The organism is Streptomyces noursei, from assembly GCF_016917755.1.
Lineage (GTDB): Bacteria > Actinomycetota > Actinomycetes > Streptomycetales > Streptomycetaceae > Streptomyces > Streptomyces yunnanensis.
The window spans coordinates 3,356,693-3,374,729 of sequence record NZ_CP070326.1 but is presented as its reverse complement, the minus strand read 5'-3'; the positions used below and the strand labels follow the sequence as shown (position 1 = coordinate 3,374,729).

Here is an 18,037-nt window from a genome sequence, read left to right as displayed (position 1 = left end):
AGTCTGGCGAGACCCGCAGCTACTGCCATGCCAGCGGTGAGGAATTGTGTCTCTCGGTCCTCGTTTTCGCGGGCGTGTTCGGCTTCGTCATGAGCTGCTGCATCGCATCCGGCGCACCCCGATATTTTGTGCTCTAAGCCATCCATCAGGACGCCTGCGGGCCGGTGCCGCACCGGGCGCACGGGAAGCGGCAGGGGGGCGCTTTCTGGCCCTTGGGGATTTTCAACACGGCTGGAGTATTGCCCCATATCGGTGGTGCGCCGCTGGTTCGCTCTTCCCACTGTCGAACAGGTTGTTCCTGGCTCACGCTTCCTCCGCTCCGTCTCAGTGCAAGGGGCCGACTTCCGAACTTCCGAAAGCCGGCCCCGGATCACGTTCCGTCCCTGCCGCCCGGCACCGCCGCCGTTACGGGAGGGGTGGGTTCAGGCGTGCGGCTTACTTGCCGTCTCCGCCGCTGGGCTGCGGAGCGGGGTCGCGGGGTGCCTCAGGGGGCATGGGTCCGCCGTCGTGCTTCCCGCCGTCGGCCTCGGCGACGACCGCCAGGTCCGCCGGGTGCCGGAACGGGACACCACGCCAGCCTTCGGCGTCGGGGATGCGCGTCTCGAACGTCTCGACCGCTACAGCGCTCATCTCTCAACCTCCTCTTTCGTGAGGGGCCGCACCGCCGTACCGTCGAGGGCACGGCCCGAAGGTCCGCAGGTTTCCTGCGGTTGGGTCACCCGCCCCGGCGCTTACCTGTCCAGGGTTTCCGCCGCCGGGGCGGGAGTCAGTGGTTCTGCTGGTGGCTACGGATGTCCGCAGCAGCAGCGCAGGCGGCCCGCCAGTCGTTCCGCTTCAGCGCCTGGTCTCGCTCGTCGTGCGAGGCAGCGCACGGCTTGCAGCCCCGTACCGGGTGGCCTTCGACCAGCCAGCCGTCCAGCGGAAGTTCCACAGGGCTTTCGCTGTACCGGTTCGGGCTGCTCATAGCTCTCCGCCGTTCGTCGCACGTCGTCTCGGTGTTCAGTCAACGACAGTCGGTCACTGGTCCTCAACGAACTTCTACGAACTTGCACGGCTTCACCCGAGGGAGTCGATTGCCCCCGTGATGAGCTTCCTGGCAGGCGCACCGTAGGCAGCGATGGCAGCGAGTTCGGTGAACGTCCTGGTGTACTCAGCGATCTCACTTGGTCGCGTCACCGTGAGGCTGGCAGACACCAGTTCACCGGCAACCTCTTTCTCGTCGTAGATGGAGAAGGATTCACACGGCCATGCATTGCCGCGCACGGCCCCCATCGGGATGACGCCCAGACTCACAGACGGAGCAGCGGTTATGCCGATGAGGTGTCCGAGCTGGTTCAGCATCGTGTTCCGGCTACCAATGACCGTCCGCAGTACCCACTCCTCGATCAGGAAGGCGAACCGGCGCCCTCCCCTGTGCAGAACGCTCTGACGGCTCATGCGTGCTGCTACGGCTTCCCCGATGTCGCCGGGGGCGTCTCGCAGCGCGACAACGGTCTTGAGAATCGCCTCGGTGTAGTCCTGTGTTTGGAGCAGGCCGGGCATTACCTGGGACTGGTAGAACCGGAACCAGTGGGTGCGCTCGAATAGCGGAACCACGGACTCTTGAACGCGTTTGAGGCCGGCGCTCTCCACCCGGCGCCATTCGACGTACATCCCATCGATACCGCGGGCCGTCGCGATGAGGTCCGCGGCTTGGTCCTCCGCATGGCAGATGCGGGTCCAGACCCAAATGTCCTTGTCGGATGGTGGAGTTGCGCCACTCTCCAGACGAGAACTCTTGGACTCGTGCCACCCTGCCGCCGCCGCCAATGCGCGAGCAGTCAGACCAGCGTCCTTGCGGATCTCGCGAAGGCGCTTGCCGAGCGCTTGCCTGGCCTCTTGGACCGTGGATGGCGGCGACGGGCGGGGCACAGTGTTGTTCTGCCTTGTCGGTGACTCATACCGGCTTGTAGTCCTCGTGTGGCGTCGCACGTCGCCACACTGCTTCAAATGCCGTAGAGCACAGACGGACTACCGACGGCTCGGCCGTTCGTTCCTCGTCCCCGTCGGGCGAAAGCTCACCGTCGCCGGCGAAGTGCAGGAACACGGCGAGGCTGTTGTCGAACAACCAGAAGTCGTTGCCGGGGAGCGCGAGGTCCGATGCCTTGCGACGTGGCAGCCAGCGAATTTGCTCGCCGGCAACCAGGCTGCGGGGCGCTAGATAGTGCTCGAAGCGGAGGTAGTCACTCATGGGCTCGGAGAAGATCCGGGCGCGTCGGACGACAACACCACGGCTTGTAATCTCCTTCATCAGCGACAGCCACGGCCGCGAATCCGGGTCGCAGTTCGGCGAAACGCTACGAGGGTCCTGTGACCAGGCGACGAACTCCGGGGCGGACTTCATGTAGCCGTCCCGCATCTCCAGGTGCATGGCAGAGTGCTTCGCCTGCCGGAACAGGTTCTCAAACGTCGCTTCCGCCGCCACCGTTCACCTCCGGGAAAAAGTTGACCATGTACTTGGGGATCTCCACGACGGTCTCATGGTCCGGGAGATCCATCTGCAACAGACGCTCGTCGTCCAGGACCTTCAGCCCCTGGACCAAGTACCGGTCCCGGACGTCGTCGTAGTAGACGGTCGCGGACTTGCCTTCCAGAGACTGAGGGTCTTTGCCGAGCATGTGCAGTGCCATGGTGACCTCCTCGTTCACTGAAGACGATCTCTATGTACGAGCTTGCACTCAACTCACGTGCGTCCGCACCGAACTTGCACGAACTTGCACGAACTTAAGGTTCGCGTGATCGACACCGGTCCCCTTCCTAGGGTCGGTCCCGGCAGCCGAGCCGGGCCCATACGGAGCCGTCGGCGTTGCGGAAGAGCGCCAGGACTCCGATGCGGCGGCCGTCGGGGTCGGTGAATTGGTCTCTCATGCTGCGGCCTCCCGTTGGTCCTGCTCCTGGTTCTCCAGCCTCTGGCGTTCGGTCAGCGTCGCGGGCATGCACCAGGAGGTGAGGGCGTCCCAGGGCGGATGGTGCGGCCTGGTGAGCACCAGGCAGTCACCGTTGATCGCGGTGATGCGGCCGACGTTGCCTCTGGTGGTGTCCAGGACGATGTCCTGAGCGTCGAAACGCATGGTGTTTCCCCTGTGATGGTGGGGCCCGCCCCGGCAGTGACGTACCCATGGGGTGCCGGGGCGGGGGTTGATGGCCGCCCAGGCCGGGCTGGGATGGGCCGGGGCGGCGTGGGAGTCCACCTGACGTGGTCTGCCCGACAGAACCTGTCAGGTGGACTCCGTGCTCCCCGTGGGTCTCCTGCGGTGAGAGACGGGGAGCCCACGAGCGGGGGTGTGGGCTCAACCGCGGGGAGCGTGCCCGGCGGGGATTAGGCCGCCGGGGGGCTTCAGGGTCGCCGGTGGCGACCGCGCAAGGTGATCTGCTGCGGGACCAGTTCGGGGGCCCGTGCGGTTCGTGGCGCTGCCTTGGCCGGCGGGCCGAGGGCGCCGACCACGCCCGCGTCACCGCGAGCAGCCGCGCGCCCGCCGGGGCCTGCGCATCCCGGGCGGCCTGATCGGCCTGTTCCATCGCCGCGCCGGAGGTGTTGCAGGCATTGATGACCAACGCGGTCAGCAGGTCGTCCCGATGCGGGAAGGCGGCTGCCACGTCCGTGACGGCAAGACCGCTGTCGGCGGCGATGGCACCCAGGGACAGTCCTCCGGCACCCAGTTCCACCAGCAGCCGGCGCGCGGTTGCCTTGATGGTCTCCGGCAGCCCGGTGTGCGCATCGCCCGTACTCGTTCCGGAAACATCGATGGCCAAACCGTACCTGTCGGCCACACCGGTGATCGGCCCGGTCGCCCAGCCATGCGGTCCAGGCACCGAGATCTGGCCATGAGGGGCGGGGCTGTGGCTTCTGCCCCCTTCCGCGGCGCGGCGATTCCCGTTCCGTTCCGCGGCGATGTTCGTTCCTTTCCGCGGCGCGGAGATGTCCGTGGAGCAGCTGTCACGTGGCGTGCGCGGGCCTCCCCGCGGGTGTTCGGGGTGTGCCGTGGAAGACCTGTCGGGCGTGCCACTCGCGGTGTCGCCGTGCGACCGGTGCGTTGCCTGGCTGCGGGCCCATGACTGGTCGGCCGGTGAGGGCGAGTACGTACTGGCGGCTGGCCTCGCTGCGGCCGACGAAACGTTGCGAGACCAGTATGCGGTGGTCGTCCCCGAGGCCCAGGACCCCCTTGTCGAAGAGCTTGTGATGCAGCGAGCACAGGCACAGACCGTTGTCGACCTCGTCTGGCCCGTTGTGTGACCACCAGCGCACGTGTGCGGCCTCCAGTCCGACCGCGCTCGTGCCCAGGGCCCCGTCGTAACCGCAGAACGCGCATTGGAACTCGTAGGCCGTGAGGATGAGTTCGCGCATCCGCCGGTCACGTTGCCGTCGGGCGCGGGCACCCGCGCCGGACACGTGCCCGGCCTCGGCGAGCTCCAGGTCGAGACCGACGGCCTCGCACAGATCCGTATGCAGGGACGGCGGGAAATGGGTGTCCAGCAACACTCTGGTGAGCCGGGTCAGCAGCGACGAATCCGTAGCGAGCGCGGTCCGCAGACCGGGCGCGAGCCGACCGGTGGCTCCGCTGGAACGCAGCACCCCCACTCGGCTGCCGGGGCTTCCCAGCCCCTGGTCCGTCCTGACTTCCCACACGCCGTCACTGGCGAGGTGATGGAAGGGGTACGCGGGGGTCGTCGGGTGTGGCGGGCCGTACTCGGTGAGCAGTTGCCTGAGTTCGCCCTCGACTGCGCTGTACCGCAGTTCGCCGTCGGCGTCCCGCTGGTAGTTGGCGAGCGCGTACAGCAGCAGCAACGGCTTGTGCGGGGCCCGGGCACCGTTGTTGGTCCACTGCCTCAGCTTCGCCACCCGATCAAGCCAGTCCATGGGCCGCAAGGATAGTTGTCGTCACGGACGTCGCATGCCGTGGGGACGTCGTACGGCGCGGGTCGAGCGGCGGGCGCACGAGCAAGCCGGCCGGCCTGGTCGGCCGGTTTCCTGCCGGAACGGCCCGGCCAGTACGGCCGACGCGTCTACCCGACGGCGGCCCTGTGGTGCAGGGAGCCGAGGCCGGCCGGCTCGTCCTTGGAGAGGCGGAGTGCGCCGGCGGCCATGTTGGACACGAGGTGCTCCTCGTCGCCCGTGCCCGGGATGGCCTGCGCCTCGGCGAGCTGTGCGGGGAGGGCGTTGGAGACGCCCAGGTGACGTATGAGTCCGGCGTCGCGCAGCTCGGCCAGTGCGCCGAAGCGCTCGGCGATCGAATCGCGCCCGACGATACGGAGGTTCACCACGTCCAGGCAGTCGCGGCCGAGCTGGCGCAGGTCTCCTCGACCTGGCCGCGCAACTGCTCGGGCGCATGGGGCTGCCACGCGCCCGAGCGGACGAGGCGGTCCCGCCCTCGCCCCCGTAACGCGCACGGCTCAGGGGCAGCCCCGCCGTGGGAACTTCCCGGCGACTCCAGGAGTCTGACCAACTGAATCGACTGAATCAACGTCGATTGCTCACGAGACATGCCGGGGGACTGGGTGACCGTCACGCTGGCCGAGGAAATCATGCTGCTGTCCCTGGACAGGGAGTCCGGGGTAGCAACGACAGGCGGTGGGCTGGGCCGTCGCGGGTGGGATCCTGCTGGAACTGGCCCTCGCCGGGAGGGTGTCCGTCGAGGGCAAGTACCTCACCCTGACGGACCCGGCGCCGACCGGTGAGCAACTACTCAGTGACCGGCGGGAGTTGCTCGATGCCTGGCTGCGCGGCCGCAAGCGGCGACGTGTGACGGACTGGCTGACCAAGGACCGGGCCAAGGCCCCGCAGGCGGCTGTGGAGAGCCTGTGCACGCGGGGCGTGGTCGCCGAGCAGCAGCACAAGGCCCTCGGCCTGTTCCCGACCCGCCGCTACCCCGAGGCTGACAGCGCACCCGAGCGTGAGCCGCGGCAGCGGCTCCGGGCCGTCGTCCTGGGCGGCGCTGCCCCGGACGAGCCCACGGCGGGCCTCATCGCCCTGATCCACGCCGTCAAGCTGCACCGCCTGGCATTCCCCGACGTCCCGCGTCGGCAGGTGGCCGACCGGATGGCGGAGATCGCGGCCGGCCAGGGAGCGGCCGAGAGCGTTCGTGCCGCGATCCAGAACATGCAAGCGGCCCTGGCCGCTGCCGTCGTTGCCGCCAGTAGCGTTACCGCGGCCGGAAGCTGAGTCCGCAGCGCCGCGCCGCGCCACGTACCAGACGGTGGCCGCTGGACGTCCCTTTCGACGGGCGCCCGTCCTCGAACTGAGGTGTGGCGTACGGCGGCGGCCCGCCGCGTGGTGGCCTGCCCTGCGGCGCCCTGACGCCCGCTAACCGATGTCGATCGAGAAGGTCGTCGTGCTGCCGTCCGCGGCAGTCAGGGTGACCGGCCCGAAGGTGGTGATCACGATCGACTGGCTGCCGGCGCCGCGGTAGAAGCCAGTCGCCTCGGTGGCCCTGACGCCCAGAGCGGCGAGGGTGTCGGCCATCTGCTCGTCGGCCTCCACCTCGGGCTCGGCGAGAGCACGGTGGCCATGGGTCTCGGCCCAGTCACGAATGCGGTGGGCGTCGCGACTCATGTCGGGAAGGACGCCCTCGTTGGCCCACGCCCACAGCCACGAGGCCGACGTGGGGCTGTAGCTGGCGAGGATCTGCGCCGGCGCGGTGGCGGTCTTGTCGGGGAACGTCCAGGTGATGAGACCGGTGCGCTGGTCAAGGCTCCACTGATCCGCCGAGCCGAGCCCCCATGACGCGTGCGCCTGGGCCAACTGCTCGATCATGTCCTTACCCTGCAAGAGCAGCGTGCTCAGCTCCTGCTGATCGGCGCTCGGAACGGCACCTTCCTGCTCACCGGCTCGCCTGAAAAATCCCATGCGACCCAGTATGTTGGTGCCTCTTTACGGCCCTGTCCTGGTCCCGGAACCAGTGCAGGTCACCCTGGCGGGACCCGTGTCCTGCCAGGTTGCGTCGGCTGCTCGACCGGCCATCTGTGGCACTCCCACGCGCGCAGCCGCATCAAGCGCGTTCAGGGCGGCGGTCGGCGAGGTGCGTCCGGGTGCCAGGGTGGCCACGAAGGAGGTAGGGCCAGCCGGGAATCATCTGGGCCGAGCCGCTACCTTCGCCACAGGTGTGGCAGAAGGGCCTCTCCTGGCTGGTGAGGGATGCGTCGCTCGGGGGTTTCTGGAGCAGCGGATTGTGTCCTACACATCTGAACCCGGGGGTCGAGTTGTCGGCGGAAGCAGATGGCCTCACCGGCGAATCCCGGTGAGGCCATCTGCCAAAGGAGGGCTACCTCGTCAACGAGGTTCTCGAATCCGAGGGCAGCGCCTTGTCGCTCATGTTTCCAGCCGTGCTGCACGTTGCTTGAGGGATTCGGCTTCCGCGTCCCAGTCCGGGCCGAAGCACAGGAGGTCTGCCGCGGCCTCCCGGAGCAACTCAGGGTCGTCGGGGCGCTGCAAGCAGGCAAGCCGGTACGCCAAGTTCCGCGCCCACACGGGAAGTGCCATCCAGTCTTCCGTCATGACTCCGTGCAACATTTCCAGGATCTCGTCAGGCCCCGCGAAGGTAACCTGCTCGATGAAATCCCGGACGGCGTCCGGAGTCTCTGCCGGAGAATCCCCGTGCACTGCGCGAATCAGCGCTCTTGCATACGTGGTTGAATCTGACACGACTATCCTTTGTCGCTAGGGCTGGAGCCAGTAGGTAGCCAGACGGTAAGTGCCGTCGAGTGTGTGTGTGACCCGGTATCCGACCTTGTGTCCATCGATCTGAACCACCCTTTCCAGCGGTTCAGTGAACTCGGGCGTCCCTGGCCGCGGCACCTTGCCGCCACCCTTCATGTACTTGTACACATCCGAAACAATCTCTTGTTCGATCTTATCCGGGCGAAGCTTCGTGTTGCGAAGATCTCTTATCACTCCGTCCGGCCCTTCATGAGGGCGATCGTATCCATGACCGGTATTGAACTGCCACTGATCGTCACCGACCTTCGCCGAACGTTTGAGGTCCTTGCCGGTGCCCTTCGAGGTGTACGTGCCGATTGCTGGGCCGCAGGGTGTAGTGCTGCTGAAGGCCGCGGTTCGCGCGGCTGGCACAGGACAGACGGCACCCTTCCGCACCTTAGCCAGCACGTCCTGGCCCTTGCTGATCAGTTTCTTCGCGGCTTTGGACTCCTTCAGGAACGTCCCGAGCCCCCCGACGATGCGGCCAACGGCCTTTGTGATCGCTGGGAGTTCCTTGATGGCCTTAAGTGCCTTACCCCATGGAAGAGCGCCGATCAGCGTCCAGAAGCAGCTCTCGACGTTGCCTTCGGTGAAACACTTCTTGATGTCATCGACGCCGAGGAGCTCTTCAAGGATTTTGCCGCCGTTTTCCTTGATGAAGTCGAGGACGTCCTTGTCCGCGAGAGCTCGGGCCTTCTCGTACTCCTCAGGTGATATGCCGGCGTCCTTGAGGGCCTGTTCCTCCTCAGGCGAGAGCTTGTTACCGCCGCTGGTGTCATCCTTCGCGGCCTCCGCCCGCCGTTTGCGCTCCTGTTCGCGCTCGTATTCCTCGGCCTTCTTCGCCGCCTCGTCCGCTTCCTTGGCGTACTTGTTGGCGTTCTTGGCCGCGGCCTCTGCGGACTTGGCGTGGTTTTCGGCGGAGTCGGCCAGCTTGCCCGCGTCGGCGGCGTCCTTCTCCGCCTGGGCCGCGGCGCCCTGGGCGACGCTGGCCTCGTGTTCGGCCTGGTTGGCGGCGCTGTTGGCCGCGGCGGCGTGCTGGTCCGCCTCGGCGGCGGCGTTGCGGGCCCGGGCGGCTTCGGCCTCGGCCTCGTTGGCCGCCTTGCGCGCGGCGGCCGCGTCCGCGGCGGCCTGGTTGGCGGCCTGGCGGGCGAGGTTGGCGTCGGCCTTGGCCTGGGCGTCGGCTTGGTTGGCGGATGCCGCGGCGGCCCGTGCCTTGGCGCCGTCGGCGGCGGCTTCGGCCGCGGACTTCATGGCCGCGGCCGCGGAACGTGCGGCGTTGGCCGAGGACCTGGCGGCGTCGGCGGCGGCCTTGAAGGCCGGGAGGACCTGGGCGCCTGCCCGCTTGGCGGCGGCCTCGGCGGCCTCGGCGGCCTTGACCGCTTCGGCGGCCTTGGCCTCGGCAGCGGTGACCTGCTCCTCGCCGGTCTCCTGCGCGGCCTTGGCGACCTCGGCGGCGAAGTCGGCGTCGACGTCCTTGCCGGCGAAGGGGGCGGTCAGCTCGATGGCGGTGTTGGCGGGATCGGCGATCCCGGCGGCGGTGTTCCGGGCGGCGCCGGACGCCTGGACGGCGATGGTGGACTGGAGCCTGGCCATGGCCGCTTCGCGGGTCGCGCCCTCGGCTTCGTCCTTGGTGCGGTTGGCTGCCTGGAGGGCCTGGTTGGCCTCGACGGCGGCCTGCCCGGCCAGGCGGGACGCCTCGTGGGCGGCGATGCCGGCGCGGGCTTCCTGGGCGGTGGCCTCGGCTGCCTTGGTGTTGGCCTTCAACGCCGCGGCGTGGGTTGCCTGGTACTCGGCTTCGGCCTTGTTGGCCGCCGCGTTGGCGCGTGCGGCGGCGGCTTCGGCCTTGTTGGCGGCGGCGTTGGCGCGCGCGGCGTGCGCGCCGGCCTCGGCCGCGGCGGCCCGGGCCCGGGCCGCCGCACCCGCGGCCTCGGTGGCCGCGGAGCGGGCGCGTACCGCCGCGCCGCTGGCGGTGTCCGCGGCGCTGCGGGCCTGACCGGCCGCCGCACCGGCGGTGTTGGCGTCCGCGCGTGCCGCCTGCGCTGCGGCGTTGGCCTCGCCGGCGGCTGCGGTGCCGCGGCCCGAGGCGGCCATCGCCTCGGTGGCCTTGGCCCGGGCCTCCTTGGCCTGGTGGTTCTGCTCGGCCTTGAACGCGGCGTCGCGGGCTTTGCGGGCGTTGGTCTCCTCGCCGCGGGCCCGCTCGTCGGCCTTGGCCGCGATGCCCTCGTGCTCGGCGGCGCTGGCCCGAGCCGAGGCCGCGGTGGCCGCGGCCGCCTGGGCGTCGGCGCGCGCCGCGGCCGCCGTACGGGCCTCGGCCTCGGCACGCGACCGCGCCGCGGCTGCCTTGTCGCGTTCGCGTTCGGCGCGGGCTCGTGCCTGGGCGGCCAGGTTGCGCTCGCGTTCGGCGATCGCGCGCTGCTCGGCGGCGATCTTGGCCTGGCGCTGGGCCTCGACGCGAGCTTCCCGGGTCTTCTTGGCGTGTTCCCAGGCTTCCCGCTCGGCCTTCTCGGCGTCGAGGCGGGCCTGCTTGGCGCGGGCGGCCGCGTTGGCCGCGACCTTTGCCTGCTTGTCGGCAGACGCCGCCAGCTCGGCCGCTGCCTTGGCGTGCTCCTCGGCGTTGGCCCGCCACTTCCTGGCCTGCTGCTCGTGGGCTTCGGCGGCGTTCTTGCCGTCCAGCGCAGCGGCGTCGGCGGCGGTGGCGTCGACGGCGTGCTGGGCGGTCCGGGCCGCCTTGGCCGCCGCGTCCGCCGCGGCCGCGATGCCCGAGGCGACCTCGGACCACTGCGTGCCGTGGGTCAGCCCGGTCTCCACCAGAACGTCGGCCTGCACCTTGGCCTGGCCCGCGGCGGTCTTGGCCCGCCGGGCCGCCTCGGCGGCGTACCCGACCTGGCGTTCGACCTCGGTCTTGACGCTGTCGTAGGAGGACAGGCGCTTGCCGGCCCGGTCCGCCGCGAGCATCCGGTCAGCCTCGCGCGATGCCTGGGCCGCCGACGTCATCGCGTTGGACGCGTCCTTGAGCGCCTTGACGGCATCGCCGTGGAAGCCGATCAGCTTGGTACGAGCCTCCGCCGCGCGCTTGGCCTTCTCGGCCAGCTCACGCAGTTTCTCGGCGGCCTCCTGGGCCTCCTTCTGGGCCTTCTCCTGGGCCGCCCGGTCCTCGGCGTCCTTCTTCGCCGCGACCTGGTAGCCCTTCTCCAGGAACTCCTCGATCGCCTTGTCGGTGCCCGCGTCCAGTGCGGCCTGGGCGGCCTTCTTCACCTCGGGGCCACCGGCGTTGGCCAGCAATTCCACGCGCTTGCGGAGCTCGGCCGCGCGCTCCTTGGCGTTCTTCTCGTCCTTCTGGTCCTTCTGGCGGGCGATCTCCGCGCCGAAGGCCAGGAAGTCCTCGCGGTCCTTGGCCGTCGCCTTCGGCCCCAGCACGCGTTCGACCTCGGCGTTGAAGGTCGGCCCGCCGGTGCCGCGCATCGCCTCGATCTTCTTGCGGTTCTCGGCGTCGACACCGCTCTTCTTGTCCTTGGCGCGCTGGCGGGCGTCGGCCTCGCCGTGCTCCAGGAACTCCCGGATCGCGTTCGGGTCCTTGCTCTCCAGGGCCTTCTTGGCGGCCTCGCGGACCTCGTCCTCCTCGTCGAACTCGGCGAAGTCCTCGACGAGTTGACGGTCACGCTCCGCACTGAGCCGGTCCAGCTCCGAGCGCGGTGCGGCGGCCGGTGTGGCGGACGTCTTCGGCAGGGCGGCGGCGAGCCGGTCCAGCGTCGCCATCGCCTGGGTGAAGTCGCCCTTGCCCTCGGCGCGCTGCATGCGCTCGGTGGTCGCAGCCGTTGCCTGGCTCGTCATACCGCCCAGCAGCGCGACAACCACCGTGGTGGTCACTGTCTTGCGCGCTATCCCGGCGAGACCGCCGCCGCGTGGTCTTCCGGCTCGCGGCCGGAATCTCCCCATCACGGAAAGAACCCCCAATTGGGATGAGTCGGATATATAGCAAAAACCCCCGCCCTCTCCGTACGAGCAGGGCAGGGGGCATCAGCCGGCGCGCGGGGTCGCGCGCCGGCTGAACGACTGGGAGGATCAGCCCTTGACGCGGCTCTCGGCGGCCTGGGCGCGGTCGTACATGTCCCGCCAGAAACGGGCGGTCTCGACCGCTTGCGCCCCTTCCTTGGCCCAGGTGTCCCCGGTGGCCTCGGCCGGGTCGGCGATGCCCCGCCAGATTCCGTCCGCGGCTTCCCGGGCGAGCCGGGCCACGCGCTGCCAGTTCTCCGCCTGGGCCTTGGCCGCGGCCTGCTCGACCAGCCATGCCCGCTGCGCGGCGCCCGCGTGCTCGGCGACCGCCTGCCAGGCACGCTCGGCCTCGGCCCTGGCCTTCGCCGCGTCGACCGCGTCGTTCACCGCGGCCTCGGCCGCCTCCGCCTGCTTGATCAGACGGGCCAGGGTGGCGTGCCGCATCCGCTCCGCGTCCGCGGTCCGCAGCCGGTAGCCCTCCAGGTCCAGGCTTGCGCCGGTCACCCAGCCGTAGCCGAAGAACTCCGCGATGTCCGCGTCGGTCGCACCGGGCCGCAGCGCCCACTGGGCCGCCACCCGTACCTGCTCGCCCGGGTCGCCCTCGGCCACCGAACGGACGAACTCACGGTCCCCGGCGGCGATTTCCCGCCGGTGCCCCTCGTCCGCCGCGCGGGTCGCCCGGTCGCGCTGCTGCGCCTCGGCGTACCCGGTCCGCACGAACGCCGCCCGGTCCGCGTCCGTGCCCTTCAACGCACGGGCGGCCGCGGCGCGGGCAGCGGGGGAGAACTCGGCGGTGTGGGTCTGGACGACCCGTTCGCAGAACGCCTTGTTCCGGACCCGGGTGTCCCGCAGCCGCTGCTTGGCGTAGTCGTAGCCGCCGCCGGGCGCCAGCCACTCCGCGATCGCCTCGTCCCCACGGGAGTTGCGCAGCGCGTTCCACGCCGAGGTACGGATCTCGGCGGGCAGCCGCGACATCGCCAGCCGATGGACGTAGTTGCGCGCCTCCTCGGCCGCCGCGGCCTTGGCGGACACGGTGTGGTCCGCCGACTGGTCGGCCTGGACGACGGCGGGCGCCGGGGCCTCGGCCCAGGCGGGGGTCACGGTCGCGACGGCGGCCCCACCGGCCAGCAGGCCCGCCACCACTGCCTGGGCGACCCACAACTTACGGCTCACTGTTGACCTTTCAGAATCGGAAGGTTCCACTGCACTGGTCGAGGTCACGCGACCGGCAGGATCCGCCACAGCTGCGCGTCGGTCTGGTTGCAGTACCACTGCTGAGCCTTGACGCCGTCGTCCTTCTTGCCGTGGTCGATGTCCAGGCAGCGGTCCGGGGTGTGCATGGGACGCAGCTGGTAGAGCTTGTTGACGGGGTCGACGAGGACCATCCGCCAGCGCAGCTGGGCGCCACCGCCGGTGCAGCCCCACTGCTGGACACGGGCACCGGCCTGGGTGCCGCTGTTCTCCACTTCGAGGCACCGGTTGCTGTTCTCGTTGCGCAGCACGAAGGACGAGTCGACGGTGGGGATGGCGCGCCACTGCTGCGCCTTGCCCTCGTTGCACGTCCACTGGAGTGCGGCCGCGCCGTTGTCCTTGCTGCCGGAGTCGATGCCCAGGCACTTGCCGCTGCTCGCGACCTGGAGCCGGACGGTGTCGCCCTTGTCCGAGTTGGCGTCACTGGCGGTCTTGGCCCGGTTGGTGGCTTCGCGGGCGGCCTCGGCGGCCTTGTTGGCGGCGTCCTCGGCGGAGCCCTTGCCGGCGGCCTTGGCCGCCGCCTCGCGGGCGTCCTTGGCAGTGGCCCTGGCGGAGTCGTCCCCGCTCGCGTGGGCGGTGGTCGCGCCGGCGGTCAGTGCGGCGACGCTGCAGGCGATGGCCAGGGCGGCTCGGATGGTCCGAGACATCTGGAAGTCCGTTTCTTCTCGATGGGTGGGGAGCCCGACGGGGGTGGGCGCGGGGTGGTGCCCGGCGGCGCCGAGCCGGTCAGCGACGGCGACCGGCTCGGCGGCCGCGGGCGGGGTCAGACCTTGGCGGGCTTGAGCTGCCAGCGCTGCGCGTCGGTGCCGTTGCAGTACCAGCTCTGCGCGTTGGCGCCTTCCTTGAGGCTGGCGCTCTTGATGTCCAGGCAGCGCAGGTCCGTGTGCAGGGGCCGCAGCTCGTAGAGCTCCTTGGCGACGTCGACCATCACCAGGCGCCAGCGCATCTGGTTGTTGCCGGTGCACCACCATTGCTGGACGTTGGCGCCGGCCTGGGTGCCGCTGTTCTCCACCTCAAGGCACTTGCCGCTGTGCTTGGCCCGCACCTCGAAGGTCGCCGAACCGGTGGAGACCAGCTCGAAGAGCTGACCGTCCGCCCCGTCGGCGCACTTCGACTGCACCGCGTTGGCGCCGTTGCGGAAGCTGCCGTCGGCGATGGCCAGGCACTGGCCGCTGTGGGCCGCCTGGAGTTGGACGACGGTCGGCGAAACGGCGGCGGCGCGGGGCTCGGCCCCGTCCGCGTGTGCCGTGGTGACGCTGCCGGCCAGCGCGGCGACGCCGGCGCCGATGGCCAGCGCGACTCGGGTGATCCGGGACATGGGGGTGTTCCGTCCTTCTTGCTTCGTGCTTCGTGAGGACTTGCTCGGTCGGGAGAGGCGTGGATGCGCCGGGAGAGGGGGAGCGTCAGCGCGCGAGCGGCGTGGAGATCTTCCAGGTGGCGTCCTGGGCGAAGTCCTTCTCGGCCTCGTAGCGCTGCTTGCCGCCCTTGTCGGCCGCGTAGAGGTCGCCCTGGAACTGCCGCAGCCACCGCCCCTGCTGGTTCGCCGACTCAAAAGACGTGCCGGAGCCGGCCAGGCCCTTGCGGGCGCACCAGGTGGCGTCCTTGCGGAACGCGCCGCTCTTGTCGTCGGCGCCCAGCCGGACCCGGCGGTCCTTCTGCGCCAGGTAGTAGCCGGGCTTGCGGGCCGACTCGAAGGAGTAGCAACCGGACTGGCCGGTGAGAGCGGGCGTGATGACCCAGGTGGCGTCCTCGCGGGCGGTCTGCTTGTCCTTGCTGCCGACGGGGGCGAGGAAGGCCTCTCCGTTGTCCGCGTCGGACTGGCGGACGTACCACCCGGCGAGTTGGGCACCGCTCGCCTGGAAGGACTGCCGCAGTGCGCGGTACTGGCCCTCCATGAGGAACCGCGCGACGTCCTGGTCGCTGCCCGCCAGCGCCTTCTTCGCCGCGGCGACCAGATGGGGGTGGACCCCGGTCTTCTCGGCGCGGGTCTGGATCTGCAGTGCCAGCCTGCGGTCCGCCTCGGCCCGCTTCTTGCGGAGGTTCTCGGCGTCGAGGTTGTTGGCCTCCATGGCGCCGGAGTGCAGGAACGCCTTCCAGTCCGCCGGGTTGGAGCTGAGCACGGCCCGCTGGGCCGCGGCGTACAGCTCGGTGCGCTGGCCGTCGGCGGGGGTGCGACGCAGCAGTTCGCGGATGAAGTTGTCGTCGCTGAGCTCGTAGACGGACTCGGGGAACGAGAGGTCGAAGCGCGTCTCGAACAGCGTCGCGGTGCCCTTGCGGTCCTTGAGCTCCTCGCGGCGCTTGAGTTCCTGGGCCTCCTTCTCCGCCTTCTCCTTGAGCTCGTTGGCCACGTCCCGGTCGCGCGCCTCACGCGCACCGGTGGCGATGAACTCCTGCCAGGAGGCGGCGTCACCGGCCAACGCGCGGGCAGCCGCGTCCCGGACCTCCGGCCCGGAGGCCGCGTCCTTCATGACGGCGCGGATGAAGTTGTCGTCACTGAGCCCCAGCAGTTCCGGGGTGACCGATATACCGATCTTGATCAGGACCTGCTGCTTGGCGGTCCGCGCCGCACGGTCGGCGGCGGCGTGGTCCTTCTCCCGCTGCTTGTCGACCTCGTACGCCTCGTGGATGCCGGTGGTGATGAACCGGACCTGGTCCTCGGCCGAGGTGCCGACCATCATGACCTCTTCGGCGGCCGTACGCACCGCTTGCAGGGACTCGCCGGCGTCCCTGGCCTTCTGCCACAGCGCGTGGATGAAGTCGCCGTCGCTGAGCAGCATCACGTCGGGGCTCGGGTCGAGGTGGACCACGGCCGCGGCGTCCACCCGCTGCTTGTCGTTGGTCCCGATCTCCGCTGCCCTGGCCACCGAGTCCGTCGGAGCGGCGAAGGAAACCGGTGCGGCCACGCCGGTGACCGCCGCGAGCGCGGTGGCGGTCACGATGCCCCGCTTGACGGCCCTCCGCATTCCCGCGTTGTGGGTACGGCTCTTGTCCATTCTGTGTTCAGTAACCCTTCCAGCGTCTCGTGGGCGCGGCCCGGAGTGTGCGGGCAGACGGAAACGCAACTCGGAGATTTCGATTGCCGTCGGTCGACGGACAGAGGGGAGGGAGCGGCGGTCTTTCCCCGCTCGTCCCGCTCAAGGTCCTTTGCGGACCGGGGTGTGCGGCGAGTTCGGGAATACCGGAGCCGGCCCGGAGTCCCCGGGGCCGGTCACGGCGCCCAGGGCCATTCCCTCGGGAACGGTGTGCCTTCCAGGGCGTGCCGTTCAGTCCCTGTGGTGCTTTTGCCGGCGCGTCGGCCCGCTCGTGGAACGGGGAATCCGACGTGTCGGTGACCGGTGACTTCCGGAGTGCTCACACATTCCCGAAGACCGGCCGGGACGGTGCCGCCGCACGGCGCCTGCGTCCGCAGTCCGGAACTGCCGACGCCTTCGCCGCGGCGCATCCGCCGGAGCGGTGCGGCGCCTTGCCGGCGCCCTGCGTGGTGTTTCTCCTGCCCGTTACTCCTCGCCCCCACGGAATCGGGACATGAGGCGGGACCGGCCCGATCGCTCCTGGTCGGTGCCCGGAGCGGGGGGTACTGGCACGGCCTCCGTGATCACGACTGGTCGAATCCCCCGCTGAGCGCCGCCCGTTGACGGCGGGCGGTATCCGTAAATGTCTGGTTAAGTAAGTACCAGGTCTGGACCAAGAGATTCAATGCCCCGCGTTGACGCGAAAGGGCCGCCCATCCCCCCGAAAGTTCCCTTCCGGCCTGTCGCCACAGGGGCTGGGGCAAACTGACGCTCAGTCACAAAAAGTTCCACTCTTTATCAAATCTTGATCAGGGTGGGGTGACATGTCGCCTATGTAGCCTCATGGCGGCGTCCCTCATGGGGAGATGCTTACCATTTCTTGGCGTTCGGGGATAGCCGTCGCCACGGCTCCGCCGACGACTCCGGCAGCGCGAGTGGCCCGGAGGCGCCGGGGCCGGTGGACGAGGGGTCGGTGGACGAGGGGCCGTACTCCTCGAAGGGAGCGCGACCCCCGGCGTCCACGGCGAGGGGTGGTGCGGCGTCAGAACATCAGTCGGTAGGTGTCGTAGTTCCAGCCGATCTTGACGGGCTTGTCGTGCACGCCCGCGGCCCTGCCGTTGCCCTTGTAGAGCATCAGGTCGCCGCTGGGGGTGCGGGCCAGCAGGTCGGCGTTGCCGTCGCCGTCCACGTCGCCGGTGGAGAGCAGGCGGTCGTACATGTTCCAGCCGCCGCCGATCTTCTCGCGCGGCTCGAAGGGGGCCCGCCAGTTTCCGGTGCCCTTGTAGAGCCACAGGATCCCCGACGTATCGCGGGCGACGATGTCGGCCTTGCCGTCGCCGGTGACGTCGCCCTGGCCGGCTATCTGGGTGTACTGGTCCCAGCCGCCGCCGATCGTGGCGCGCCCGGTCAGTCGGCCGTCGGAGTAGGCGAGGTAGACGTGCATCACGCCCGCCTTGTCGACGGCCATGATGTCGGGCTCCGTGCCGCCGCCGAGGTCGCCGGGCGAGAGGACCTTGTCGTAGATGTTCCAGCCGCCGCCGACGAGGCTGGTCTCGGTCTCGAACTCGTTCTTCGGGGCCGTGAAGCGCAGGTTGCCTTCGGTGTCCCAGGTGTAGAGCCCGTCGGCGAAACCGTCCTTGTCGCGGTCGACGTTCTGCGCCGCCTTGAAGATGCCCCAGCCGGGCGCCACGCGGGTGCGGGGTTCGAACCCGCTGCGGTTCGGCAACTGCTGGTAGAGGTCGCCGTTGTGGGCCACGCCCGAGAAGTGGAAGGACGGGGCGCTCACCGCGCCCGGGGTGGAGAGCGCGGGCGCCGCCATGCGGCTCTCCGGGGCGTCCGCGGCCTTGCCCTTGGCGGCCCAGGGGACGGTCAGTCCGAGCGTCTGGGGTGGGACGTTCTGCAGGGGCGCCGGAACGGGCGCGGGGCTGTCGGCGACCGCGGTGCCCCCGGCCGCGCCCAGCAGGGTCGTTGTGAGCGCCGCGGTGGCGATCTGGGTGAGTGCGCGGCCACGCTGACGGCCGAGACGGAAACCCACGTACTTCTCCACTTA

General features: G+C 69.9%; 17 protein-coding genes and 2 pseudogenes. 1 reads left to right on the top strand and 18 read right to left on the bottom strand.

The features are described 5' to 3' along the window. Window positions 1-435: 435 nt before the first annotated feature. The 10 genes and pseudogenes from JNO44_RS14875 to JNO44_RS14840 form a co-directional block, all read right to left on the bottom strand. Window positions 436-630: a hypothetical protein gene (locus tag JNO44_RS14875; RefSeq protein WP_205364558.1), complete on the bottom strand. Its 195-nt coding sequence runs from the start codon at window positions 628-630 to the stop codon at window positions 436-438. A 136-nt stretch (window positions 631-766) separates the two neighbouring features. Then, the gene (locus JNO44_RS14870; protein WP_205364557.1) at window positions 767-964 is read right to left on the bottom strand and encodes a hypothetical protein; all 198 of its coding nucleotides are present in this window, start codon (window positions 962-964) and stop codon (window positions 767-769) included. A gap of 92 nt (window positions 965-1,056) precedes the next feature. Further along, window positions 1,057-1,653, bottom strand: coding sequence for a DUF5753 domain-containing protein (locus tag JNO44_RS14865; protein ID WP_338058612.1), 597 nt, complete (start codon window positions 1,651-1,653; stop codon window positions 1,057-1,059). 57 nt (window positions 1,654-1,710) lie between these two features. Further along, window positions 1,711-1,911, bottom strand: a pseudogene (locus JNO44_RS44810) (helix-turn-helix domain-containing protein); the annotation flags it as partial. Window positions 1,912-1,936: 25 nt separating this feature from the next. Further along, the gene (locus JNO44_RS14860; protein ID WP_205364554.1) at window positions 1,937-2,464 is read right to left on the bottom strand and encodes a DUF6879 family protein; all 528 of its coding nucleotides are present in this window, start codon (window positions 2,462-2,464) and stop codon (window positions 1,937-1,939) included. After that, window positions 2,442-2,669 carry a hypothetical protein gene (locus JNO44_RS14855; protein ID WP_205364553.1) on the bottom strand — a complete coding sequence of 76 codons (228 nt, stop codon included), beginning with the start codon at window positions 2,667-2,669 and terminating at the stop codon, window positions 2,442-2,444. Before JNO44_RS14855 ends, JNO44_RS14860 begins: the two co-directional genes overlap by 23 nt. Before the next feature lie 127 nt (window positions 2,670-2,796). Beyond that, complete coding sequence (locus JNO44_RS43430; RefSeq protein ID WP_240167547.1) at window positions 2,797-2,907, bottom strand: type VI secretion lipoprotein TssJ; 111 nt, start codon at window positions 2,905-2,907, stop codon at window positions 2,797-2,799. Continuing rightward, window positions 2,904-3,110 carry a hypothetical protein gene (locus tag JNO44_RS14850; protein WP_205364552.1) on the bottom strand — a complete coding sequence of 69 codons (207 nt, stop codon included), beginning with the start codon at window positions 3,108-3,110 and terminating at the stop codon, window positions 2,904-2,906. The genes JNO44_RS43430 and JNO44_RS14850 overlap by 4 nt, the downstream gene beginning before the upstream one ends. An 866-nt stretch (window positions 3,111-3,976) precedes the next feature. Beyond that, window positions 3,977-4,897: a phosphorothioated DNA-binding restriction endonuclease gene (locus tag JNO44_RS14845; RefSeq protein ID WP_205364551.1), complete on the bottom strand. Its 921-nt coding sequence runs from the start codon at window positions 4,895-4,897 to the stop codon at window positions 3,977-3,979. 146 nt (window positions 4,898-5,043) lie between these two features. After that, window positions 5,044-5,390: pseudogene (locus JNO44_RS14840) on the bottom strand (aldo/keto reductase); the annotation flags it as partial. Between the two features lie 218 nt (window positions 5,391-5,608). Here JNO44_RS14840 and JNO44_RS14835 point away from each other — a divergent pair. Further along, window positions 5,609-6,199, top strand: a complete 591-nt coding sequence (locus JNO44_RS14835; RefSeq protein WP_420882645.1) for a GOLPH3/VPS74 family protein — start codon at window positions 5,609-5,611, stop codon at window positions 6,197-6,199. 141 nt (window positions 6,200-6,340) lie between these two features. Here the strand turns inward: JNO44_RS14835 and JNO44_RS14830 are convergent, their stop codons facing one another. The 8 genes from JNO44_RS14830 to JNO44_RS14795 form a co-directional block, all read right to left on the bottom strand. Continuing rightward, window positions 6,341-6,883 carry a DUF6882 domain-containing protein gene (locus tag JNO44_RS14830; protein ID WP_205364550.1) on the bottom strand — a complete coding sequence of 181 codons (543 nt, stop codon included), beginning with the start codon at window positions 6,881-6,883 and terminating at the stop codon, window positions 6,341-6,343. 462 nt (window positions 6,884-7,345) lie between these two features. Beyond that, window positions 7,346-7,678, bottom strand: coding sequence for a hypothetical protein (locus tag JNO44_RS14825; RefSeq protein ID WP_240167546.1), 333 nt, complete (start codon window positions 7,676-7,678; stop codon window positions 7,346-7,348). A gap of 15 nt (window positions 7,679-7,693) precedes the next feature. Then, window positions 7,694-11,599 carry a hypothetical protein gene (locus JNO44_RS14820; RefSeq protein WP_205364549.1) on the bottom strand — a complete coding sequence of 1,302 codons (3,906 nt, stop codon included), beginning with the start codon at window positions 11,597-11,599 and terminating at the stop codon, window positions 7,694-7,696. Window positions 11,600-11,794: 195 nt separating this feature from the next. Then, entirely contained in the window at window positions 11,795-12,898 is a 1,104-nt protein-coding gene (locus JNO44_RS14815) for a hypothetical protein (RefSeq protein ID WP_240167545.1), read from the bottom strand. Between the two features lie 44 nt (window positions 12,899-12,942). Continuing rightward, complete coding sequence (locus tag JNO44_RS14810; RefSeq protein WP_205364548.1) at window positions 12,943-13,623, bottom strand: RICIN domain-containing protein; 681 nt, start codon at window positions 13,621-13,623, stop codon at window positions 12,943-12,945. 116 nt (window positions 13,624-13,739) lie between these two features. Then, window positions 13,740-14,294 (bottom strand): RICIN domain-containing protein, encoded by a 555-nt coding sequence (locus tag JNO44_RS14805; protein WP_205364546.1) that lies wholly within the window; start codon window positions 14,292-14,294, stop codon window positions 13,740-13,742. A gap of 85 nt (window positions 14,295-14,379) precedes the next feature. Next, on the bottom strand, window positions 14,380-15,969 hold the full coding sequence (locus tag JNO44_RS14800) for an AbfB domain-containing protein (RefSeq protein WP_240167544.1): 1,590 nt from the start codon (window positions 15,967-15,969) through the stop codon (window positions 14,380-14,382). A gap of 1,060 nt (window positions 15,970-17,029) precedes the next feature. Beyond that, window positions 17,030-18,022, bottom strand: coding sequence for an FG-GAP repeat domain-containing protein (locus JNO44_RS14795; RefSeq protein ID WP_205364545.1), 993 nt, complete (start codon window positions 18,020-18,022; stop codon window positions 17,030-17,032). Window positions 18,023-18,037 lie beyond the last annotated feature (15 nt).